The 16,793-nt window shown below is 36.1% G+C and carries 15 protein-coding genes and 1 riboswitch; of the genes, 8 read left to right on the forward strand and 7 right to left on the reverse strand.

What is annotated here, in order from left to right:
- Positions 1–174 precede the first annotated feature (174 nt).
- Entirely contained in the window at positions 175–687 is a 513-nt protein-coding gene (locus ABD692_RS15335) for a trypsin-like serine protease (protein ID WP_344768346.1), read from the forward strand.
- Positions 688–740: 53 nt separating this feature from the next.
- Here the strand turns inward: ABD692_RS15335 and ABD692_RS15340 are convergent, their stop codons facing one another.
- Positions 741–2,114, reverse strand: coding sequence for a DNA recombination protein RmuC (locus ABD692_RS15340; RefSeq protein WP_344768348.1), 1,374 nt, complete (start codon positions 2,112–2,114; stop codon positions 741–743).
- Between the two features lie 117 nt (positions 2,115–2,231).
- On the opposite strand from ABD692_RS15340, the gene purU reads away from it, so the two are divergent.
- Entirely contained in the window at positions 2,232–3,071 is an 840-nt protein-coding gene (gene purU, locus ABD692_RS15345) for a formyltetrahydrofolate deformylase (protein WP_344768350.1), read from the forward strand.
- A 25-nt stretch (positions 3,072–3,096) separates the two neighbouring features.
- Here purU and ABD692_RS15350 read toward each other — a convergent pair whose 3' ends face one another.
- Positions 3,097–4,233, reverse strand: coding sequence for an NAD(P)/FAD-dependent oxidoreductase (locus ABD692_RS15350; RefSeq protein WP_344768352.1), 1,137 nt, complete (start codon positions 4,231–4,233; stop codon positions 3,097–3,099).
- Between the two features lie 86 nt (positions 4,234–4,319).
- Here ABD692_RS15350 and ABD692_RS15355 point away from each other — a divergent pair, with 86 nt between their 5' ends.
- On the forward strand, positions 4,320–5,015 hold the full coding sequence (locus tag ABD692_RS15355; RefSeq protein ID WP_344768488.1) for a zinc metallopeptidase: 696 nt from the start codon (positions 4,320–4,322) through the stop codon (positions 5,013–5,015).
- Positions 5,016–5,505: 490 nt separating this feature from the next.
- Here the strand turns inward: ABD692_RS15355 and apaG are convergent, their stop codons facing one another.
- The gene (apaG, locus tag ABD692_RS15360) at positions 5,506–5,892 is read right to left on the reverse strand and encodes a Co2+/Mg2+ efflux protein ApaG (RefSeq protein WP_344768353.1); all 387 of its coding nucleotides are present in this window, start codon (positions 5,890–5,892) and stop codon (positions 5,506–5,508) included.
- Between the two features lie 37 nt (positions 5,893–5,929).
- The gene (gene dusB / locus ABD692_RS15365) at positions 5,930–6,937 is read right to left on the reverse strand and encodes a tRNA dihydrouridine synthase DusB (protein ID WP_316754789.1); all 1,008 of its coding nucleotides are present in this window, start codon (positions 6,935–6,937) and stop codon (positions 5,930–5,932) included.
- 44 nt (positions 6,938–6,981) lie between these two features.
- Between dusB and ABD692_RS15370 the strand changes: the two genes are divergently transcribed.
- From ABD692_RS15370 to ABD692_RS15380, 3 genes are read left to right on the forward strand one after another with little or no spacing between them, the layout of a single operon-like run.
- Positions 6,982–7,908, forward strand: a complete 927-nt coding sequence (locus ABD692_RS15370; protein WP_344768357.1) for a CPBP family intramembrane glutamic endopeptidase — start codon at positions 6,982–6,984, stop codon at positions 7,906–7,908.
- Positions 7,889–8,095, forward strand: a complete 207-nt coding sequence (locus ABD692_RS15375; RefSeq protein ID WP_316754785.1) for a putative signal transducing protein — start codon at positions 7,889–7,891, stop codon at positions 8,093–8,095. Before ABD692_RS15370 ends, ABD692_RS15375 begins: the two co-directional genes overlap by 20 nt.
- Positions 8,096–8,141: 46 nt before the next feature.
- Positions 8,142–8,951 (forward strand): phosphatidate cytidylyltransferase, encoded by an 810-nt coding sequence (locus tag ABD692_RS15380; protein WP_344768359.1) that lies wholly within the window; start codon positions 8,142–8,144, stop codon positions 8,949–8,951.
- Between the two features lie 150 nt (positions 8,952–9,101).
- On the opposite strand, the gene ABD692_RS15385 is transcribed toward ABD692_RS15380, so the two are convergent.
- The 3 genes from ABD692_RS15385 to metE form a co-directional block, all read right to left on the reverse strand.
- Positions 9,102–9,773, reverse strand: a complete 672-nt coding sequence (locus tag ABD692_RS15385) for a class I SAM-dependent methyltransferase (protein WP_344768361.1) — start codon at positions 9,771–9,773, stop codon at positions 9,102–9,104.
- Between the two features lie 72 nt (positions 9,774–9,845).
- Positions 9,846–10,232, reverse strand: a complete 387-nt coding sequence (locus ABD692_RS15390) for an acyl-CoA thioesterase (protein WP_344768363.1) — start codon at positions 10,230–10,232, stop codon at positions 9,846–9,848.
- Between the two features lie 79 nt (positions 10,233–10,311).
- Positions 10,312–12,645 carry a 5-methyltetrahydropteroyltriglutamate--homocysteine S-methyltransferase gene (metE, locus tag ABD692_RS15395; RefSeq protein WP_344768365.1) on the reverse strand — a complete coding sequence of 778 codons (2,334 nt, stop codon included), beginning with the start codon at positions 12,643–12,645 and terminating at the stop codon, positions 10,312–10,314.
- Positions 12,646–12,842: 197 nt separating this feature from the next.
- A riboswitch (cobalamin riboswitch) is annotated at positions 12,843–13,046 on the reverse strand.
- Between the two features lie 189 nt (positions 13,047–13,235).
- On the opposite strand from metE, the gene ABD692_RS15400 reads away from it, so the two are divergent.
- Both ABD692_RS15400 and ABD692_RS15405 read left to right on the forward strand, forming a co-directional pair.
- On the forward strand, positions 13,236–15,938 hold the full coding sequence (locus ABD692_RS15400; protein WP_344768367.1) for a M14 family metallopeptidase: 2,703 nt from the start codon (positions 13,236–13,238) through the stop codon (positions 15,936–15,938).
- Positions 15,939–16,035: 97 nt separating this feature from the next.
- Complete coding sequence (locus ABD692_RS15405) at positions 16,036–16,752, forward strand: DsbA family oxidoreductase (protein WP_344768369.1); 717 nt, start codon at positions 16,036–16,038, stop codon at positions 16,750–16,752.
- The last annotated feature ends 41 nt before the right edge of the window (positions 16,753–16,793 follow it).

The following is a 16,793-nucleotide window of genomic DNA, read 5'->3' on the forward strand; positions in this document are numbered from 1 at the left end:
CAGGAAAAAAGTTCGTCTAAAAAATTTGATGACATCACTTTTTTAAATAAAATTGATTTTGTTAATTCCAAATATGACCAACAAAAGTTCGGTTGTGCCTTTTTGCTGAAATTCGATAAGGATACTTTTGGAATTACAGCTAAGCATCTATTAAAATTTATTAAATCCCCGCAAATGGAAGGAGTTTCATTTGAGAATGGAATAAAAAGATGGAGTTTGTACGGTTTAACCAAACCATCAGAAAATGTTATAATTGATAAATTATTGAATGAAAACAAGGAAGAGCCAATCCTAGAAAAATCGACTTATGATGATGATTGGTTGGTTTTCTCATTAAAAAACAACTTTTCGAAAGCAAAAGCACTTGAAATAAGAGAAAAACCTTTAATTTCTGGTGAGAAAGTTTATGTTGTTGGGTGGACAAGAAAAATGGAAAATGGTGAACAGAGAATTTATGAATTTGAATATTATAAAACGATTGGTAAGCGCATTTTATTAAAAGATATTGTTGTTCCTGAACAGTTCGGAGGACTAAGCGGAGCACCAGTTTTAGACGAAGATGGTAAAGTTGTTGGTATTGTATCAGGTAAAACAACTGATCCAGATTCTGGAAAATCATATTTTGCTCCTTGCGCTATCATTGGATTAAAGGTATTTTTAGAAAATTTGCATCAAAAAAAATATTAAGAGTCAGCTTAATATTCCACACTCGGTGGGTGTCCTCATCCGCCGAAACTGTCCTATTCCTCCAAATATTTAATATCAATTTGTTTATTATTTTTCACTTTAGCCCCTAGCTTTTTAAGATTTTCAATTTTATTAATCATATTACCAGAGCCTTCTTTTAGTTTATTGAATGCTCCATCATAAGCTTTTTGTGTTGAGCCGATATGTCTCCCGATATCTTCCATGTCTTTTAAAAAGCCGACGAATTTTTCATAGAGAAATCCTGCTTGCTCTGCAATTTCAAATACATTTCTATTTTGCCTTTCCTGTTTCCAAATACTGGCAATGGTGCGCAATGTAGCCAGCAAAGTTGAAGGACTTACAATTACTACTTTTCTATCCCAGGCAAAATTAAATAACTCGGCATCTTTTTGTACAGCGATACTAAAAGAAGATTCAATCGGAACAAAGAGTAGAACAAAGTCTGGAGAATTGATTTTGTATAGATCCTGGTAGTTCTTTGCAGATAATTCCTGAATATGATTTTTTATGGAAGCTAGATGCGCTTTTACATGGCCTTCACGCTCTTCTTCCGTCTCTGCAGATACAGAACGTTCATAAGCAACTAAACTCACCTTAGCATCAACCACGAGATGTTTATCATCAGGTAAATCTATTACTACATCTGGCTGGTATCGCCCGCCTTCGGCGGAGGTATGCGAAGCCTGAATGCGATATTCCTGATCGCGAACTAACCCCGAGCGTTCTAGAACCTTTTCCAATATAACTTCACCCCAATTTCCCTGCTTCTTAGTATCGCCCTTTAATGCTTTAGTTAAGTTATTTGCATCTTCTTGAATTTGTTTACTTTGATCCATAAGCAAAGAAATTACACCTTTTAAGGTATTTCTTTCATCCGATTCCGCTTTGTAAACTTTTTCTACCTTATCTTCAAAAGCTTTAATATTTTCTTTTAGTGGATTTAAAATAATATCCAGATTTGTTCTATTCTGTTCAATAAATTTAGTCGATTTCTCTTCTAAAATTTTATTAGCAATTAGTTCAAAATCTTTATTAAACTTCACCTGGTTCTGCTCTAAACTGGCTTTTTGCTCAATCAGTTTTTCTTTTTCTGCTATGTAAAAAGAACGTGTACTTTCCAGTTCACGGTTAGCATCTGCAAGCCGATCTCGTTCTGCTTGTAATTCGTCAATTAAGCGTTTTTGTTCCTGTTTAAGTAAAAGAGTTATATTTTCTTTTTCAGCCAATAAATTAGAAACACGTTCATCTGCCTTAGCTAAATTAATTTTTAGCATTTCATTTTCGCCCTTTAATTTTTCAAAATCCTCAATAGAAATTAAAGAAATAGCTGCCTGTGGTTTCTTTAAAAACAAAAGCATCAAAACAATTAAAATAACGATTAGTAAAGCAATACCAGCAACTTCCATAATGATAAAAATTTTAGTAAAAATGAATATTAAAAACAGATATACCAAAAAATATTAGTTAATATGAGATGGATATAACGAAAAAAAATATTTATAATTGAGCTTTCTATATTGCAAATGAATGATTTAACAATTCTTATTTCCTGTCCCGATCAAGTTGGTTTAGTAACCAATATTACCAGGATTTTGGCTAGCCATCAATTAAATATTATCGCCATGCGAGAATTTGTTGATGAACAAAACAAAGCCTTTTTTACCAGAATAGCTTGTACTGGAGTTTTCGAAGAAACCGAAAAACTTAAAGAAAAATTATTACAAAATTTGCCTGATGAAGCAGAAGTTACCCTCATTACTAAAAAGGAAAAACAAATTGTTGTTTTAGTAACTAAAGAATACCATTGTTTGGCTGAAATACTGATTAAAAATCAATTTAAAACATTGGGTGCAAATGTTAAGGCCGTAATTGGTAATTATGAAGAATTAAGAGATTTTACCGAAAAACTAGGTATTCCTTATTTTTATGTTACCCATATTGATAAAGATAAAAGTCAGTTCGAAAAGCAGGTAAAAGAAATAATAAACCAATTCGATGCCGATTATTTGGTATTAGCGAAGTTTATGAGAATCTTATCTTCAGATTTTGTGAAGGATTATTCAGGAAAAATCATCAATATTCACCATTCCTTTTTACCAGCTTTTATTGGTGCAAACCCTTACAGGCAAGCTTTTGAGCGAGGTGTAAAAATTATTGGGGCTACAGCTCATTTTGTTACCGATAATTTGGATGAAGGCCCAATAATAACTCAACACACTACACATGTCGACCATAATTTTGGTGTAAAGGAAATGATTCGTGCAGGAAAAGAAATTGAGAAAAAAGTTTTGTTAGAAGCCTTAGAACTTATTTTCGAAGATCGTGTTTTTGTAAGTGGAAATAAAACGATTGTGTTTAAATAGTAGCATTCACCGAAAGCAATTAAGCTTATAAACTTTTCAAAACCAATTCGGCGACATCTGCACCAGTTTGCGGACCCATTGCTACGCCCATCCCATTACACCTAACAGCGCAAAAAACGTTGGGCTTGGCTTCAGTAATAATTGGATTAATTTGTTTTCCAAAAGCCATAATTCCGCTCCAACGCTGCTCTATTTCAAAATCTGTATTGGGTAAAATAACTTCTCGAAGTAAATTTTCTAATGTAGATTGTACACCATCAGTTTGTCCGAATTCAGTTGTTTCTTCGGCTTTAAAATCCAAATTTCTACCTCCACCTAACAAAACCCTTCCATTAATATTTCGGAAATAATAATAGCCTTTATCGTAATGGAAAGTGCCTTCAATTTTTAAATTCTTAATAGGTTTGGTAACTAAAACCTGACCCCGACCAGGAGTAACATCCAAATTGGGTATTAATGTATTTACAAAAGCGTTTGTAGTAACAATTGCCTTTTTGCAACTAAAATCTCCATCCTTGGTTTTGAGTAAAACAGCAGAATTTTTAGAAACTATTTTTTCTACTTTGCAATTATTAAAGATCGAGATGCCGATTTGTTGAGCATATTGAAGCAGGTTAAACATCATTTTCCCTGTATCAATCTGTGCTTCGTATCGGTTTGCTATTAAATTTTTTATACCTTTTAGCCCAAACGTCTTTATATTTTCGTTTTTTAAATAGAAAGCATTTAATCCAACTATCGTTTCAATAAGTTTATTAAAATGTTCAATTTTAGATACACACTGTTCGGTCAAATCAACTTCACTTTCTCTAAATAGTTCATACCCACCGAAAGGCATATAATCAATTGTTTTGTCACCAAGTAATTGCCTCAGTTTTAGTAAACCTTTCCATCGGGTTTCGATTAAATTCACCAAACCATCTGTACCACAAATTCTTTCCTGTTCAATCAGTTCAGAAATACTGCCGAAGCAGGCAAAACCTGCATTTTTAGTGCTTGCACCCGTTGGTAAAAAGCCACTTTCTAGAACCGAAATTTTTAAAGAAGGCGAAGATTTTTTAAGGTGAATTGCTGCATTTAAACCAACAATTCCACTGCCAATTACAACAACATCGTAATCAAAAAAAGATGTCTTTTCCCAGTAAGATAATGCGTTAGCCATGCTATAAAAATAATACATTTTATACGCCTTACAATATGGGAACGCTTTTTGATATATATGTATCTGAAAAACATACACACAAGAAAATGGGAATTTATTTAATTATAATAGTCCCGGTATTATTACTGAGCATGTTTGTACAATGGCGTTTTAGACACAAATTTTCTAAATACGCAGAAATGCAATTAAGCTCGGGCTTATCGGGTAAGGAAGTGGCGGAGCGAATGCTGCACGATAACGGCATATTCGATGTGAAAGTGATGAGTACCGAAGGGCAACTTACAGATCATTACAATCCATCAGATAGAACGGTAAATTTAAGTACCGATGTTTATTATAGCCGAAGCGTAGCAGCGGCGGCAGTTGCAGCACACGAATGCGGTCATGCGGTTCAACATGCAAAATCATATACCTGGCTTAATTTGCGCAGTACAATGGTTCCAGTGGTAAGCATATCATCGAATTTGTTGCAATGGGTTTTATTATTAGGCGTAATGTTGCTTGTATTTGCAGTTACACCAATCGTTTTGGCAATTGGAGTGGTAGGCTTAGCTTTGGTAACCATATTTAGCATTGTTACACTACCAGTCGAGTTCGATGCCAGCAACAGGGCATTAGCCTGGTTAAAAAACAACAATGGCGTAATGCAAACGCAGGAAGAGAATGCACAGGCTAAAGACGCCCTTTGGTGGGCAGCCATGACCTACGTTGTTGCAGCCGTTGGCGCATTGGCCAATTTACTTTACTATGCATCAATGCTTTTCGGAAGAAGCAGAGATTAAAATATTTTCATCTACTTATGAAAATTGAAAAGCGGCTCGGAATTAATTTTTCGGCCGCTTTCGCATTTAATACCCATGTTTCCCATTTTTATAGAATGGACCGCTCAGCGAAATAAATTAATGGTTTATAAGATTTGAAGCGGAAAACCTGTGGTACTTTTGTTAATACAGTCCCGCCAATACTTCAATCTTTTGGGCGATTTGTAGTGGTAAATTAAAGTTTACGCAACCAAAAGTATTTCCGTTTATGTCGGGCTAATGGGCAAAAATAGTACTTCTTGGTTTTCTGATGAGCAAGAATTTAAAACCCCTTATTCATTTATACTTTATGGAGAAATCTTTAAAATTAGGGTAAAGAGATAGCTTCTGTATTCACAGATTTAGCTTTGTTTAAAATCTTGAGATTTCTCTGCTGCGCTGCAATAACGGTAGCGCGACTTGCGGCCGCCAATACCACAAAGCTTTATTTTACAAAAAAATAATATAGAAATTAATTTAACCTATAAGGTGCTACCAGCTGAAATTCAGGAATATCTACATCAAATTCTGCATCATCTACAATGCGTTTCATTAAGTATTTCCCCTGCATGCTGCCCATATCTGTTTTTAAATTACATCCAGAAACATAAACGTGACTTTCACCAGGCTCGATAATTGGCTGTAAACCAACCACACCCTCGCCTTCTACTTCGCGGCTACTGCTGTTAGAATCGAAAATAAACCATTGACGGCGCATTAACTGAACTGGATAATCAGAAAGATTAGAAATTTCTACACGATAAGCGAACATAAAATGCTCGTTAGCCGGATTCGAATATTCTGGCTGATATATCGTTTCTACCGAAACCTTAATTCCATCTGTAATTGCTGTAACCATGATGATTTATACGAATGTACAAAAAGCTTTTCAAAAATCAAGCCAGTTGATTGGCAGGATCGTAGTTGGCAAATTTTTCTGCCACTTCGTCTAAAATGCTGTAAATATTGGCTATATCTCCCTCAGAAACCAATCGCATGCGGTAGGGTTTAAAATCGGGCAAGCCTTTAAAATAATTTGCGTAGTGGCGGCGCATTTCAAAAATGCCCGTTTTCGGGCCTTTCCACTCTAAAGATTTATCGAGATGGGTTCTGCAAACATTAATTCTTTCTTCAATGGTTGGGCCTGCTAAATGCTCGCCAGTTTTGAAGAAATGTTTAACCTCACGGAAAATCCATGGATAACCAATCGCAGCACGACCAATCATAATTCCATCAACCTCATATTCCATGCGCCAGTTAGCTGCTTTTTCAGGGCTATCTACATCTCCATTGCCAAAAATTGGAATTTTAATGCGTGGATTGCGTTTAATTTCTCTAATTAACGACCAATCGGCTTCGCCTTTGTAAAGCTGTGCCCTGGTTCTGCCGTGTATGGTTAAGGCTTGTATTCCAACATCCTGAAGTCGTTCTGCAACTTCATAAACGTTTTTACTATCATCATCCCAACCCAAACGAGTTTTTACGGTAACTGGTAAATGCGAAGCTTTAACCACAGCTTCGGTCATTTTTACCATTTTATCAATATCACGAAGCAAGCTAGAACCCGCACCTTTGCAAACCACATTTTTAACCGGACAGCCGTAATTTATATCGACCAAATCGGGATTGGCAGCAGAAGCAATTTCCGAAGCTTCACGCATGTGTTCAATATCTCCACCAAAAATCTGAATGCCAATGGGGCGTTCGTATTCAAAAATATCCAATTTTTGAAGGCTTTTTGCCGCATCTCTTATTAATCCCTCAGAAGAAATAAATTCGGTGTACATCAAATCTGCACCGTTCTGTTTACAAACAAAACGAAACGGCGGATCGCTCACATCTTCCATCGGAGCAAGCAATAATGGGAATTCACCTAAATCTATATTTCCTATCTTAACAGACATTTTCTATCTTCAACGATTAATAAAAACATACAAAGGTACAAATAATGAACGTTGTAACACCTAATAAGGAAGAAATCAACCCTTTCCTGCAATTACTTTTACTTTTATTTTACGCAGTTGTTGGTGCCGTAATTTTTACAATTATCTCATTTGTTTTTATTTTAGCCATTTATGGGTTCCAAATTGTAAAAGATTTTAACCTTATCGCATCTGGCGATCCAAGATATACCGATGCCTTAAAAATACTTCAAATCGGTACCTCAATCGGTATGTTTGTATTGCCACCAATTGCATTAGCCTTTACCAACGGAATAAAAACATCTAACTTTTACGCCTTTGCTAAACCGAAATTTATATTGCTAATTCTGGTAATTCTAATTATGATAGTTTCCATGCCAATTATGGAGTGGACAGCGGTTTGGAATCAGAAAATGGTTTTACCCGAAGGTTTGAAATGGCTCGAAAAGTGGATGAAAGAGAGCGAGCAATCGGCAATGAAAATGACGATTCAGTTGTTAACCGTAAGAAACAATTGGGATTTTATCGTAAACCTGATTATGATTGCAGTTTTACCTGCCATTGGCGAAGAATTAATGTTTCGTGGTGGTGTGCAGCGTTCAATCAATAAAATGTTTGAAAATCATCACGCAGCGATTTGGATTTCGGCAATTATTTTCAGCGCCATACACATACAATTTTATGGCTTTCTACCAAGATTGCTTTTGGGCGCAGGATTTGGATATTTATATTATTTCAGTGGAAGCATTTGGTACGCCATGTTAGCACATTTTTTAAATAATGCTTATGCAGTTTGTGCGGCATTATATATGCAAAAACACAATATGCCACTCGATAAAGCAGACGACCCAGTTGGTTTTACTTGGTATGCCTATTTAATTAGTGCAATATTAACCATAGCTTTGTTTATATTTTTTAAAGATACAGCACAACGTGAGCGAAAATTGGGTTAAAGTGTACACAACCGGCGATGCATTTGCCGCCGAAGTATTAAAGCAAGGATTAGTCGAAGAAGATATTCCTGCGGTTATCATCAATAAACAACTTTCTGCCTATAATATTGGCGAGATAAATGTTTTGGTAAACAAAGTCGATTTCGATAAAGCAATCGAATATATAGTTAAAAACGAAATAGAATAATTTATCGTTATAACTTTTATCTTTCACATCTTATCTTAAAACATAAATGAAAACCCGGGCAATAACCGCTTTCTTTTTTACCATTGTAATGCTTGGTTCTGTTTTTTTAGGAACTTACGTTTTTACCGCTTTTTACCTTATTTTAAGCTTACTTTCTTTGTTCGAGTTTTATAAATTGATTAAAAACTCGGGTATTAGACCCCATAGAAATATTGGTTTGGCGGCAAGTGCTTTAATATTTTTAATGGCGGCGGGTTTGCATTATTTAAAATACGATGTTAAATATCTTTTACTTTGTATCCCTTTAATTTTTTCGGTTTTTATAACCGAACTCTATAAAAAAAGCAAAATTCCATTTGCCAACATATCTTACACTTTTGTGGGTTTTGTTTACGTAACCTTTCCTTTTTGCTTTTTTCATGCATTGGGTTTTATCCACAGCTGGAGCGAATATAACTTTCATTTTCCTTTGGCCTTTTTATTAATGCTTTGGGCAAACGATACTGGCGCTTATATGTTCGGTGTAAAATATGGTAAACGTAAATTATTCGAACGCCACTCGCCTAAAAAGAGCTGGGAAGGCTTTTTTGGCGGAATGTTAACTGCTGCATTGGTCGGATTTGGTTTATCATTTCTATTTAAAGAAACTACACCAGTTGTTTGGGTTGGTATGGCTATTTTAATCGCCAGTTTTGGTACACTTGGCGATTTGGTAGAATCGATGCTTAAACGCAGTTTAGATACAAAAGATAGCGGAGGCCTGCTTCCTGGCCATGGCGGTTTGTTAGATCGTTTTGATGGCTTATTGTTATCTGCGCCTGTTGTTTACGCGTATTTGTATCTAATCTTATATTAATATTTGAAAAGGTGCTGAAGTAATGTATAATTACGGTAGTCTGGCTTTTTGTTCCAATCTTTTTTGTGAGTGTATTTTGCTCTATTCATCGTAATTACAGCAAAAAAGGATTTTCACTGCAATCCAGTTTATTTAACTTAGTTGGTGCTGCTATTTACTAGCCACAGCCGAAACAACGTAATAATCACGATTTACTTTAAAGCCTGCATTACTTTGAATTTCTTCGTGTTTCTGGGTTGATTTTATAATTTCAAAACCAGAATCTTTTAAAACTTTATGTGCTTTTAATTCATCATAAAGCTCGAAACCAAATTTAGTAAAAGGCAAGGTTTCCATAAAGCTTTTATCAGCAAAAGCAATAATTAACATACCGTTATATTTTAAAACCCGCTTAATTTCTTCGAGATATTGAATGGGATTTTGCCAGAAGTAAATGGTATTTACTGTAAATATTTTATCAAAGTAATCATCTTCAAAAGGTAATGTTGTGCCATTTGTAAGGAAGAAAGAAGCTTGCTTGTTGGTAATAAACGAAGCATTATTTTTCTCCGCCTCGGCAATAATTGTTTTAGAAATATCGGCTCCAAAATAAGTCAGGTTTTCTGCCTTATTAAAAATATCAGCGATATGAGCCGCGTTACCATGTCCAAGCTCCAAAATAACATCATTCGGTTTGAGCAACAAAGCCTCTACAGCGCTTCTTGTCATTCCGATGTTACTAATGTTCATCATCTCTCCTGTTTTAACGCCGTGCTCGCCATCAGGACAGCTCAATTGCCTGGCAATTTCCTTTAAGTGTTCTGCTGAAGGTTGATTTTCCATATTGCAATTTAAAAAAATTGAAGAACAGAAAATTTATACTTTATCTATAAATCTTTATAATATTATCAGCAATTATTTAATTACCTGTACAGGTTTCTTATTCTCATCAATTGCAACGAAAGTAAAATCGCCATGAACCGCTAATTCCCTACCTTCGGCATACATTTGCTCAATATAAATTTCTACATTAACTTTTAAGCTTGTATTGCCCACTTTGGTAACTTGTCCTATTAATTCAACAATTGTTCCTGCTGGAATCGATTTTTTAAAATCAATTCTATCGCTACTTACGGTAACCATTATTTGTCGGCTAAAACGAGTTGCAGTTATAAAAGCAACCTCATCCATCATGTGCATAGCTGTTCCTCCGAAAAGGGTATCGTAATGATTAGTTGTATTGGGGAAAACAGCTTTAAAAATACTGGTTTTCGAAGTTTCGATTCTTTGTTCTAGGGTCATGTTGATTTATATAAAATGCCACGGAAATACAGTTTTATAAAGAAATACTATGTTTCTGCGCTTCCGTGGCAAAAATAATTTAATTAATCAGATTCTCTGCGGCTAAAACATTTTCAGTTTTTCGCATTTCTTTCGCCGCTTCAACCATCTCAATCAGTGCTTTTTTGGTTTCATCCCAACCGCGTGTTTTTAAGCCGCAATCAGGGTTTACCCAAAGCTGTTCTGATGGAATTACAGCCTTTGCTTTTTTAAGCAACGTAATCATTTCTTCGCGTTTGGGCACTCTTGGCGAATGAATATCATATACACCTGGACCAATCTCGTTAGGATATTTAAAATCTGCAAAAGCATCTAAAAGTTCCATTTGCGAACGTGATGTTTCAATTGTAATGACATCTGCATCCATATCGGCAATGTTTTGAATAATATCGTTAAACTCAGAATAGCACATGTGCGTATGAATCTGCGTTTCATCCGCTACGCCTGCAGCAGAGATTTTGAAAGCATTAACAGCCCAATTTAAATATGCCTGCCAATCTGCTTTTCGCAAAGGCAACCCTTCTCTAATTGCAGGTTCATCAATCTGAATAATCTTAATTCCTGCTTTTTCCAGGTCGCAAACTTCATCACGAATGGCCAAAGCAATTTGCGTACATGTAACCGAACGCGGTTGATCGTTACGAACAAACGACCATTGCAAAATAGTAACTGGGCCCGTTAACATGCCTTTCATGTATTTTGAAGTAAGCGATTGCGCATAGGCGGTCCATTTCACGGTCATAGCTTGTGGACGAGAAACATCGCCAAAAATAATTGGTGGCTTAACGCAGCGAGAGCCATAACTTTGCACCCAGCCGTTTTTAGAAAAAGCAAAGCCATCCAGCTGCTCTCCAAAATATTCAACCATATCGTTACGCTCAAATTCGCCATGAACCAATACATCCAAATCGATTTCTTCTTGCCATTTTACAGCTTTAGCGGTTTCTTCGGCAATTAACGTATTGTATTCATCGGCCGAAAATGTTCCGTTTTTAAACTTTGCTCTCCAGCTTCTAACTTCGGCTGTTTGCGGAAACGAACCAATTGTTGTGGTAGCATAAGCAGGTAATTTTAATGCTTGTTGCTTAATTTTTCTTAAAGCGAACGGACTTAAACGATCCGCATCTCCTGCTTTAAGTTGCTCTACCCTTTGTTTAACTTCAGGATTATGAATTAGAACAGAGCTTTTGCGATTGGCTGTTGCTTTTTTATTGGCTTCGAATTTTTGCAGGGTAGATGCAGGGCTTCCGTTTGTGGCAAGTTTTTTTAGCGTTACAACTTCGGCAACTTTCTGTTTAGCAAAAGCTAGCCATTGCTTAATCTCTTCCGAAAGATTTCGTTCGTTCGTTTCGTTGTCTAAATCAACAGGAGAATGAATTAGTGAACATGATGGTGCAACCCAAACACGTTCTTTACCTAATTTATCCACTGCCGAATTGATGATTTCTAAGGAGTTTTCAAAATCATTTTTCCAGATATTACGGCCATCAACTATTCCAACAGAAAGAATTGTTTTTTCATTTAATGTAGAAATTATTTCGTCTAATTGTTTTGGCGCTCTTACTAAATCAACATGTAAAACATCAATAGGTAAAGAAGTTGTTAAAGCTAAATTATTACCTAAGCCTTCGAAATAAGTAGCCAAAATAATTTTCAGTTTTGGAAACGATTTTCTGATTTGCTTGTAAGTATAATTGTAAGCTTCTTTTTCCTTTTCAGATAAATCAAGGGTTAAAAATGGCTCGTCGAACTGAATATATTCAACGCCTAGCGAATCTAACCGTGTTAAAATATCAAGATAAACAGAAAGCAGATTTTTAATTAAATCAATTTTTTCGAAACCAGCTTCTTTTTCTTTTCCAAGCAAGAGGTAAGAAACAGGGCCGATTAAAACAGGTTTTGTTGTAATTCCTAACTGTTTGGCTTCATAAAACTCATCGATAATTTTTGTAGAGAAAAGTTTAAATGGCTGATCTTTGTAAAACTCAGGCACAATGTAATGGTAGTTGGTATCAAACCATTTTGTCATTTCCATCGCTACAACATCAAGGCCATCTTTTTGATAGCCTCGGGCCATAGCGAAGTACAAATCAAGCTCAGAATTTCCTTTTCTTAAAATAACTTCGTTATATCTTTTTGGGATAGCGCCGAAAGTTAAAGAATGGTCTAAAACCTGGTCATAAAAAGAGAAATCATTAGAAGGAATAACATCAACTCCTACCTCTTTTTGTAGTTGCCAATTTTCTTGGCGAATGTTTTTTCCAACCTGAAGTACGTTTTTGTACCCGGTTTTGTCTGCCCAATAGTTTTCGCAGATTTTTTTTAGTTCTCGGTGGCTACCAATACGCGGGTAGCCCAGATTTTGCGTTAGCATTTCTTTTAAAGATTAAGTAAATAAATCGTTAAAAGCCCTTTAAGCTATATTTTACAATGATTTTTGATAAAAATAAAAGGAAAGGTTTGTGCACAAAAAATCTTCTTCGCAGCCAGAAGGCTCAAAGCAAAACCAAATAAAACGGTTAATTTTATTGTACAAATCAGACCTGACCAATTGCTCTTTAACGCGAAAGCATTGTCAATTCGATATTTGGCAGGTCTCCTGACTTATCCTCAAATTATCGCCTTCCCATTCCGTTACCTGGTACAGTGGCATTATTGATAATTTGTTGTCTTTTTTTTAAAAAGACAGGATTTACAGTTGCGCGACAGTTCGTGATTTACACACGATTCCCTTTTAATCTACAGCTAAGTAAAACCAATATCGGTTTGATGAAAAAATAAAGTTAAGAACTTACATCAAAGGCAAATGTATGCAATATGAAGCAGGAATTTTAACGAATTTAGGTTTTTTGTGATTTAACGGCCTTTTGAAAATAACCTTTAACTGTAACAAATTTACAGCAAGGATATTAACACCATATTTCTGTTATATATTTGATATCAACCAACCAAACTTTCCTGAATATGATAAAAAACTACTTTAAAAAGTTGTGCGTGGCTTTTTTAATCTTAAGTAGCACGCTTGCTATTGCACAAGAAATCCCTAGCCCTAAATCTCACTTTGGCTTTAATATTGGAGATGATTACCAGCTTGCAACATATACCCAAACTGAGGCTTATTTTAAAAAACTAGCCGAAACTTCGAAAAGGGTTAAGCTTGTAGATATTGGTAAAACCGAAGAAGGCAGAACCCAATATATGATGATTATGTCGTCGCCTGAAAATCTAAAAAAATTAGATAGATATAAAGAGATTTCACAGCAACTGGCGCATGCCGAAATTACAGCAGAACAAGCTAAAGCTCTGGCCCAAGAAGGTAAAGCAGTAGTTTGGATTGATGGTGGATTACATGCTAATGAAACTGTTGGCGCACATCAACTTATCCAAACCGCTTACGAATTTGCCTCGAAAACCGATCCAGAAACGTTAAGGATTTTAGATAATGTAATTATCCTGTTTACCCATGCAAATCCCGATGGACAAGAATTGGTGAGCAATTGGTATATGAGAGAAAAAGACCCTAAAAAAAGATCTTTATCTGGCTTGCCGAAACTATATGAAAAGTACGCAGGACATGATAACAACCGCGATTTCTTCATGTTAAATCTTAAAGAAACCCAAAATATGGGTCGTCAGCTTTTTGTAGAGTGGATACCACAAATTATGTACAATCACCACCAGGCAGGCCCTGCGGGAACAGTAGTAGCTGGCCCTCCATACCGTGATCCATTTAACTATGTTTTTGATGCAACCATTTTAACCAGCCTTGATGCTGTGGGTGCGGCAATGCATAATAGAATGAATGTGGAGAACAAAGCGGGATATACACAAAGAGGAGGTTCGGTATATTCTACATGGTATAATGGTGGTTTGCGTACCACAACTTATTTTCATAATATGGTTGGCTTGTTAACTGAAATTATCGGTAGCCCAACGCCGTCTGATATTCCTCTAGTTCCATCAAGATTATTGCCAAGCGGCGATTCTCCAAATCCAATTACGCCACGCAAATGGTATTTCAAAAACTCAATTGATTATTCTGTTTCGTTAAATTATGCAGTTTTAGGTTATGCACAACGTTACCACGATGAATTGTTGTATAATATTTATCAGATGGGTAAAAACTCAATTGATAGAGGAAAAAAGGACAATTGGTCTTTCTCGCCTAAAAAGATAGATGCCATAAATGCTGCTGCAAAAAGCTCAACTTCTGAAGGAGCTAGCGAATTTGGACGAGGTAGAGGCATTATAAGCATGAAAGCTTTTGATACCGTGATGAAAGCGCCCTTGAACCGTGATCCAAGAGGCTATATTTTATCAGCGGATCAACCTGACTTTAATTCGGCTATTAAATTTTTAAATGCTTTAATTAGAACAGGAATTTTGGTTCAAAAAGCTACAGCACCATTTTCTATCGCTGGTAAAAGTTATCCTGCTGGAAGCTATGTTGTAAAAACCGATCAGGCTTTTCGACCTCATGTTTTAGATATGTTCGAACCACAAGATCACCCGAATGACTTTAAATATGAAGGTAGCGCTCCAACGCCTCCTTACGATGCTGCAGGCTGGACATTAGCCTATATGATGGATGTAAAATTCGATCGTTTACAAGATGACTTCAACGGACCTTTTGAGCGAATTCCTTTTGGTCAATTATTAAAGCCTGAGAACAAATTAACATCGGGATCGAGCTTTGTTTTGAGTGCTGCTCAAAACGATTCTTACACCGCTGTTAACGATCTTTTAAAAGCAAAAGCAGATGTTTATCGTTCAAATGAAAATGGCGATTTCTACGTTTCTGCTTCAGGCAATGCAAAAAGTATTTTAGAGAAAGCGAATGTTAAAGTAAAATCGGCCGCTGCACCAAAAAATAAAACTAAAATAGCAGCAGGCAGAATTGCTCTTTGGGATACTTATGGTGGTTCTATGGCATCAGGTTGGGTACGTTGGATGATGGAGCAATACCACTACAATGCAACCGTAATTTATCCTCAAGATATCGATGCAGGCGATTTGAAATCAAAATATGATGTGATTGTATTTGTTGGTGGTGCAATTCCTGCATTGCCAAATGCTGGAGCAGCTGGAAGAGGCGGAGGTTTTAATGCGCCAACACCACAAGATATTCCTGATGAATACAAAAAACAAACGGGAAGAATCACTGCAGATAAATCAATTCCACAGATTAAAAAATTCCTTGAAGAAGGTGGTAAAGTGGTAACAATTGGTTCGAGTACAAACCTGGCTTATCATTTACAGTTGCCTGTTCGTAATGCAATGGTCGAAATTGTTAACGGAACAGAAAAACGCTTACCAGATGAAAAATATTATGTTCCAGGTAGTATGCTTAATGTTGAAGTAGACAGCAAGCAGCAGGCGAATTGGGGCATGGAAAAAGAGGCTGATGTTTATTTTGATAACAGCCCTGTATTTAGGCTAACTGGCGATGCAATTGCTGCTGGAAAAATTAAACCTTTAATGTGGTTTAATTCTGCAACCCCTTTGCGTAGTGGCTGGGCTTGGGGACAAGCTTATTTGCAAGATGGTGTAACAGCTTTCGAAGCTAATATAGGCAAAGGAAAACTTTACGCCTTTGGTCCTGAAATTGCTTTTAGAGCGCAAACGCATGGAACATTTAAGTTGATATTTAATCAGTTATATAAATAACAAAACAACATTTTATAAATCGGCCGCTATCCAAAAAGATAGCGGCTTTTTACTTTCTGCTTACTTTGCTTAAATCCAGATGGGGTAATTTTACATTATGAAAGTAGAAATCTGGTCGGATGTGATGTGTCCGTTTTGCTATATCGGTAAACGTCATTTTGAACAAGCAATTGAAAAATTGCCATTTAAAAACGAAATTGAAGTAGATTGGAAAAGTTATCAGTTAAATCCTGATTATCACAACACAAGCAACGAAACGGTTTACGATTACTTATCGAGAAGCAAGGGAATGCCGATTGAGCAAGCTAAACAGATGACGAAACAGGTATCTGATATGGCTGCTAATGCAGGTTTAACTATCGATTTTGATAAAAATATTCCCGCAAATACTTTCGATGCACATCGGCTAATTCATTTGGCCGCAAAACATGGTTTGCAAGATTTAGCAGAAGAGAAGCTGTTTGAAGCTCACTTTGTGAACAGCAAAAACATTGGAGAATATAATGTTTTGGTTGAACTAGCTATCCAAATTGGTTTAGATAAATCCGAAGCAGAATCTGTTTTAAAAAGCGATCAGTTTGCTGAAGCTGTTCGATATGATGTTTACGAAAGCCAAAATTTGGGTATTCGTGGCGTACCTTATTTTGTAATGGATAGAAAGTATGGTGTTTCTGGCGCACAGCCAGTACAAGCCTTTACAGATGCGTTAACGCAAAGTTTTACAGAGTGGAAAGAAACTCAGCCTAAAACAACATTGACATCATTAAATAAAAACAACGATGCCATTTGTGATGAAAATGGCTGTGAGATATAGACTTCCGTCATTGCGAGGCACGAAGCAATTCTACAACGATC

Source organism: Pedobacter ginsengiterrae (assembly GCF_039537385.1).
Taxonomy (GTDB): domain Bacteria; phylum Bacteroidota; class Bacteroidia; order Sphingobacteriales; family Sphingobacteriaceae; genus Pedobacter; species Pedobacter ginsengiterrae.

Excerpts from the sequence above, each read along its gene's own strand:
- ABD692_RS15350 (WP_344768352.1), bottom strand. The coding sequence starts at position 4,233 with ATGGCTAACGCATTATCTTACTGGGAAAAGACATCTTTTTTTGATTAC.
- purU (WP_344768350.1), top strand. The coding sequence starts at position 2,232 with ATGAATGATTTAACAATTCTTATTTCCTGTCCCGATCAAGTTGGTTTA.
- ABD692_RS15400 (WP_344768367.1), top strand. The coding sequence starts at position 13,236 with ATGATAAAAAACTACTTTAAAAAGTTGTGCGTGGCTTTTTTAATCTTA.
- dusB (WP_316754789.1), bottom strand. The coding sequence starts at position 6,937 with ATGTCTGTTAAGATAGGAAATATAGATTTAGGTGAATTCCCATTATTG.
- ABD692_RS15405 (WP_344768369.1), top strand. The coding sequence starts at position 16,036 with ATGAAAGTAGAAATCTGGTCGGATGTGATGTGTCCGTTTTGCTATATC.
- apaG (WP_344768353.1), bottom strand. The coding sequence starts at position 5,892 with ATGGTTACAGCAATTACAGATGGAATTAAGGTTTCGGTAGAAACGATA.
- ABD692_RS15335 (WP_344768346.1), top strand. The coding sequence starts at position 175 with ATGGAAGGAGTTTCATTTGAGAATGGAATAAAAAGATGGAGTTTGTAC.
- ABD692_RS15370 (WP_344768357.1), top strand. The coding sequence starts at position 6,982 with ATGAACGTTGTAACACCTAATAAGGAAGAAATCAACCCTTTCCTGCAA.
- ABD692_RS15355 (WP_344768488.1), top strand. The coding sequence starts at position 4,320 with ATGGGAATTTATTTAATTATAATAGTCCCGGTATTATTACTGAGCATG.
- ABD692_RS15340 (WP_344768348.1), bottom strand. The coding sequence starts at position 2,114 with ATGGAAGTTGCTGGTATTGCTTTACTAATCGTTATTTTAATTGTTTTG.
- ABD692_RS15380 (WP_344768359.1), top strand. The coding sequence starts at position 8,142 with ATGAAAACCCGGGCAATAACCGCTTTCTTTTTTACCATTGTAATGCTT.
- ABD692_RS15390 (WP_344768363.1), bottom strand. The coding sequence starts at position 10,232 with ATGACCCTAGAACAAAGAATCGAAACTTCGAAAACCAGTATTTTTAAA.
- ABD692_RS15385 (WP_344768361.1), bottom strand. The coding sequence starts at position 9,773 with ATGGAAAATCAACCTTCAGCAGAACACTTAAAGGAAATTGCCAGGCAA.
- metE (WP_344768365.1), bottom strand. The coding sequence starts at position 12,645 with ATGCTAACGCAAAATCTGGGCTACCCGCGTATTGGTAGCCACCGAGAA.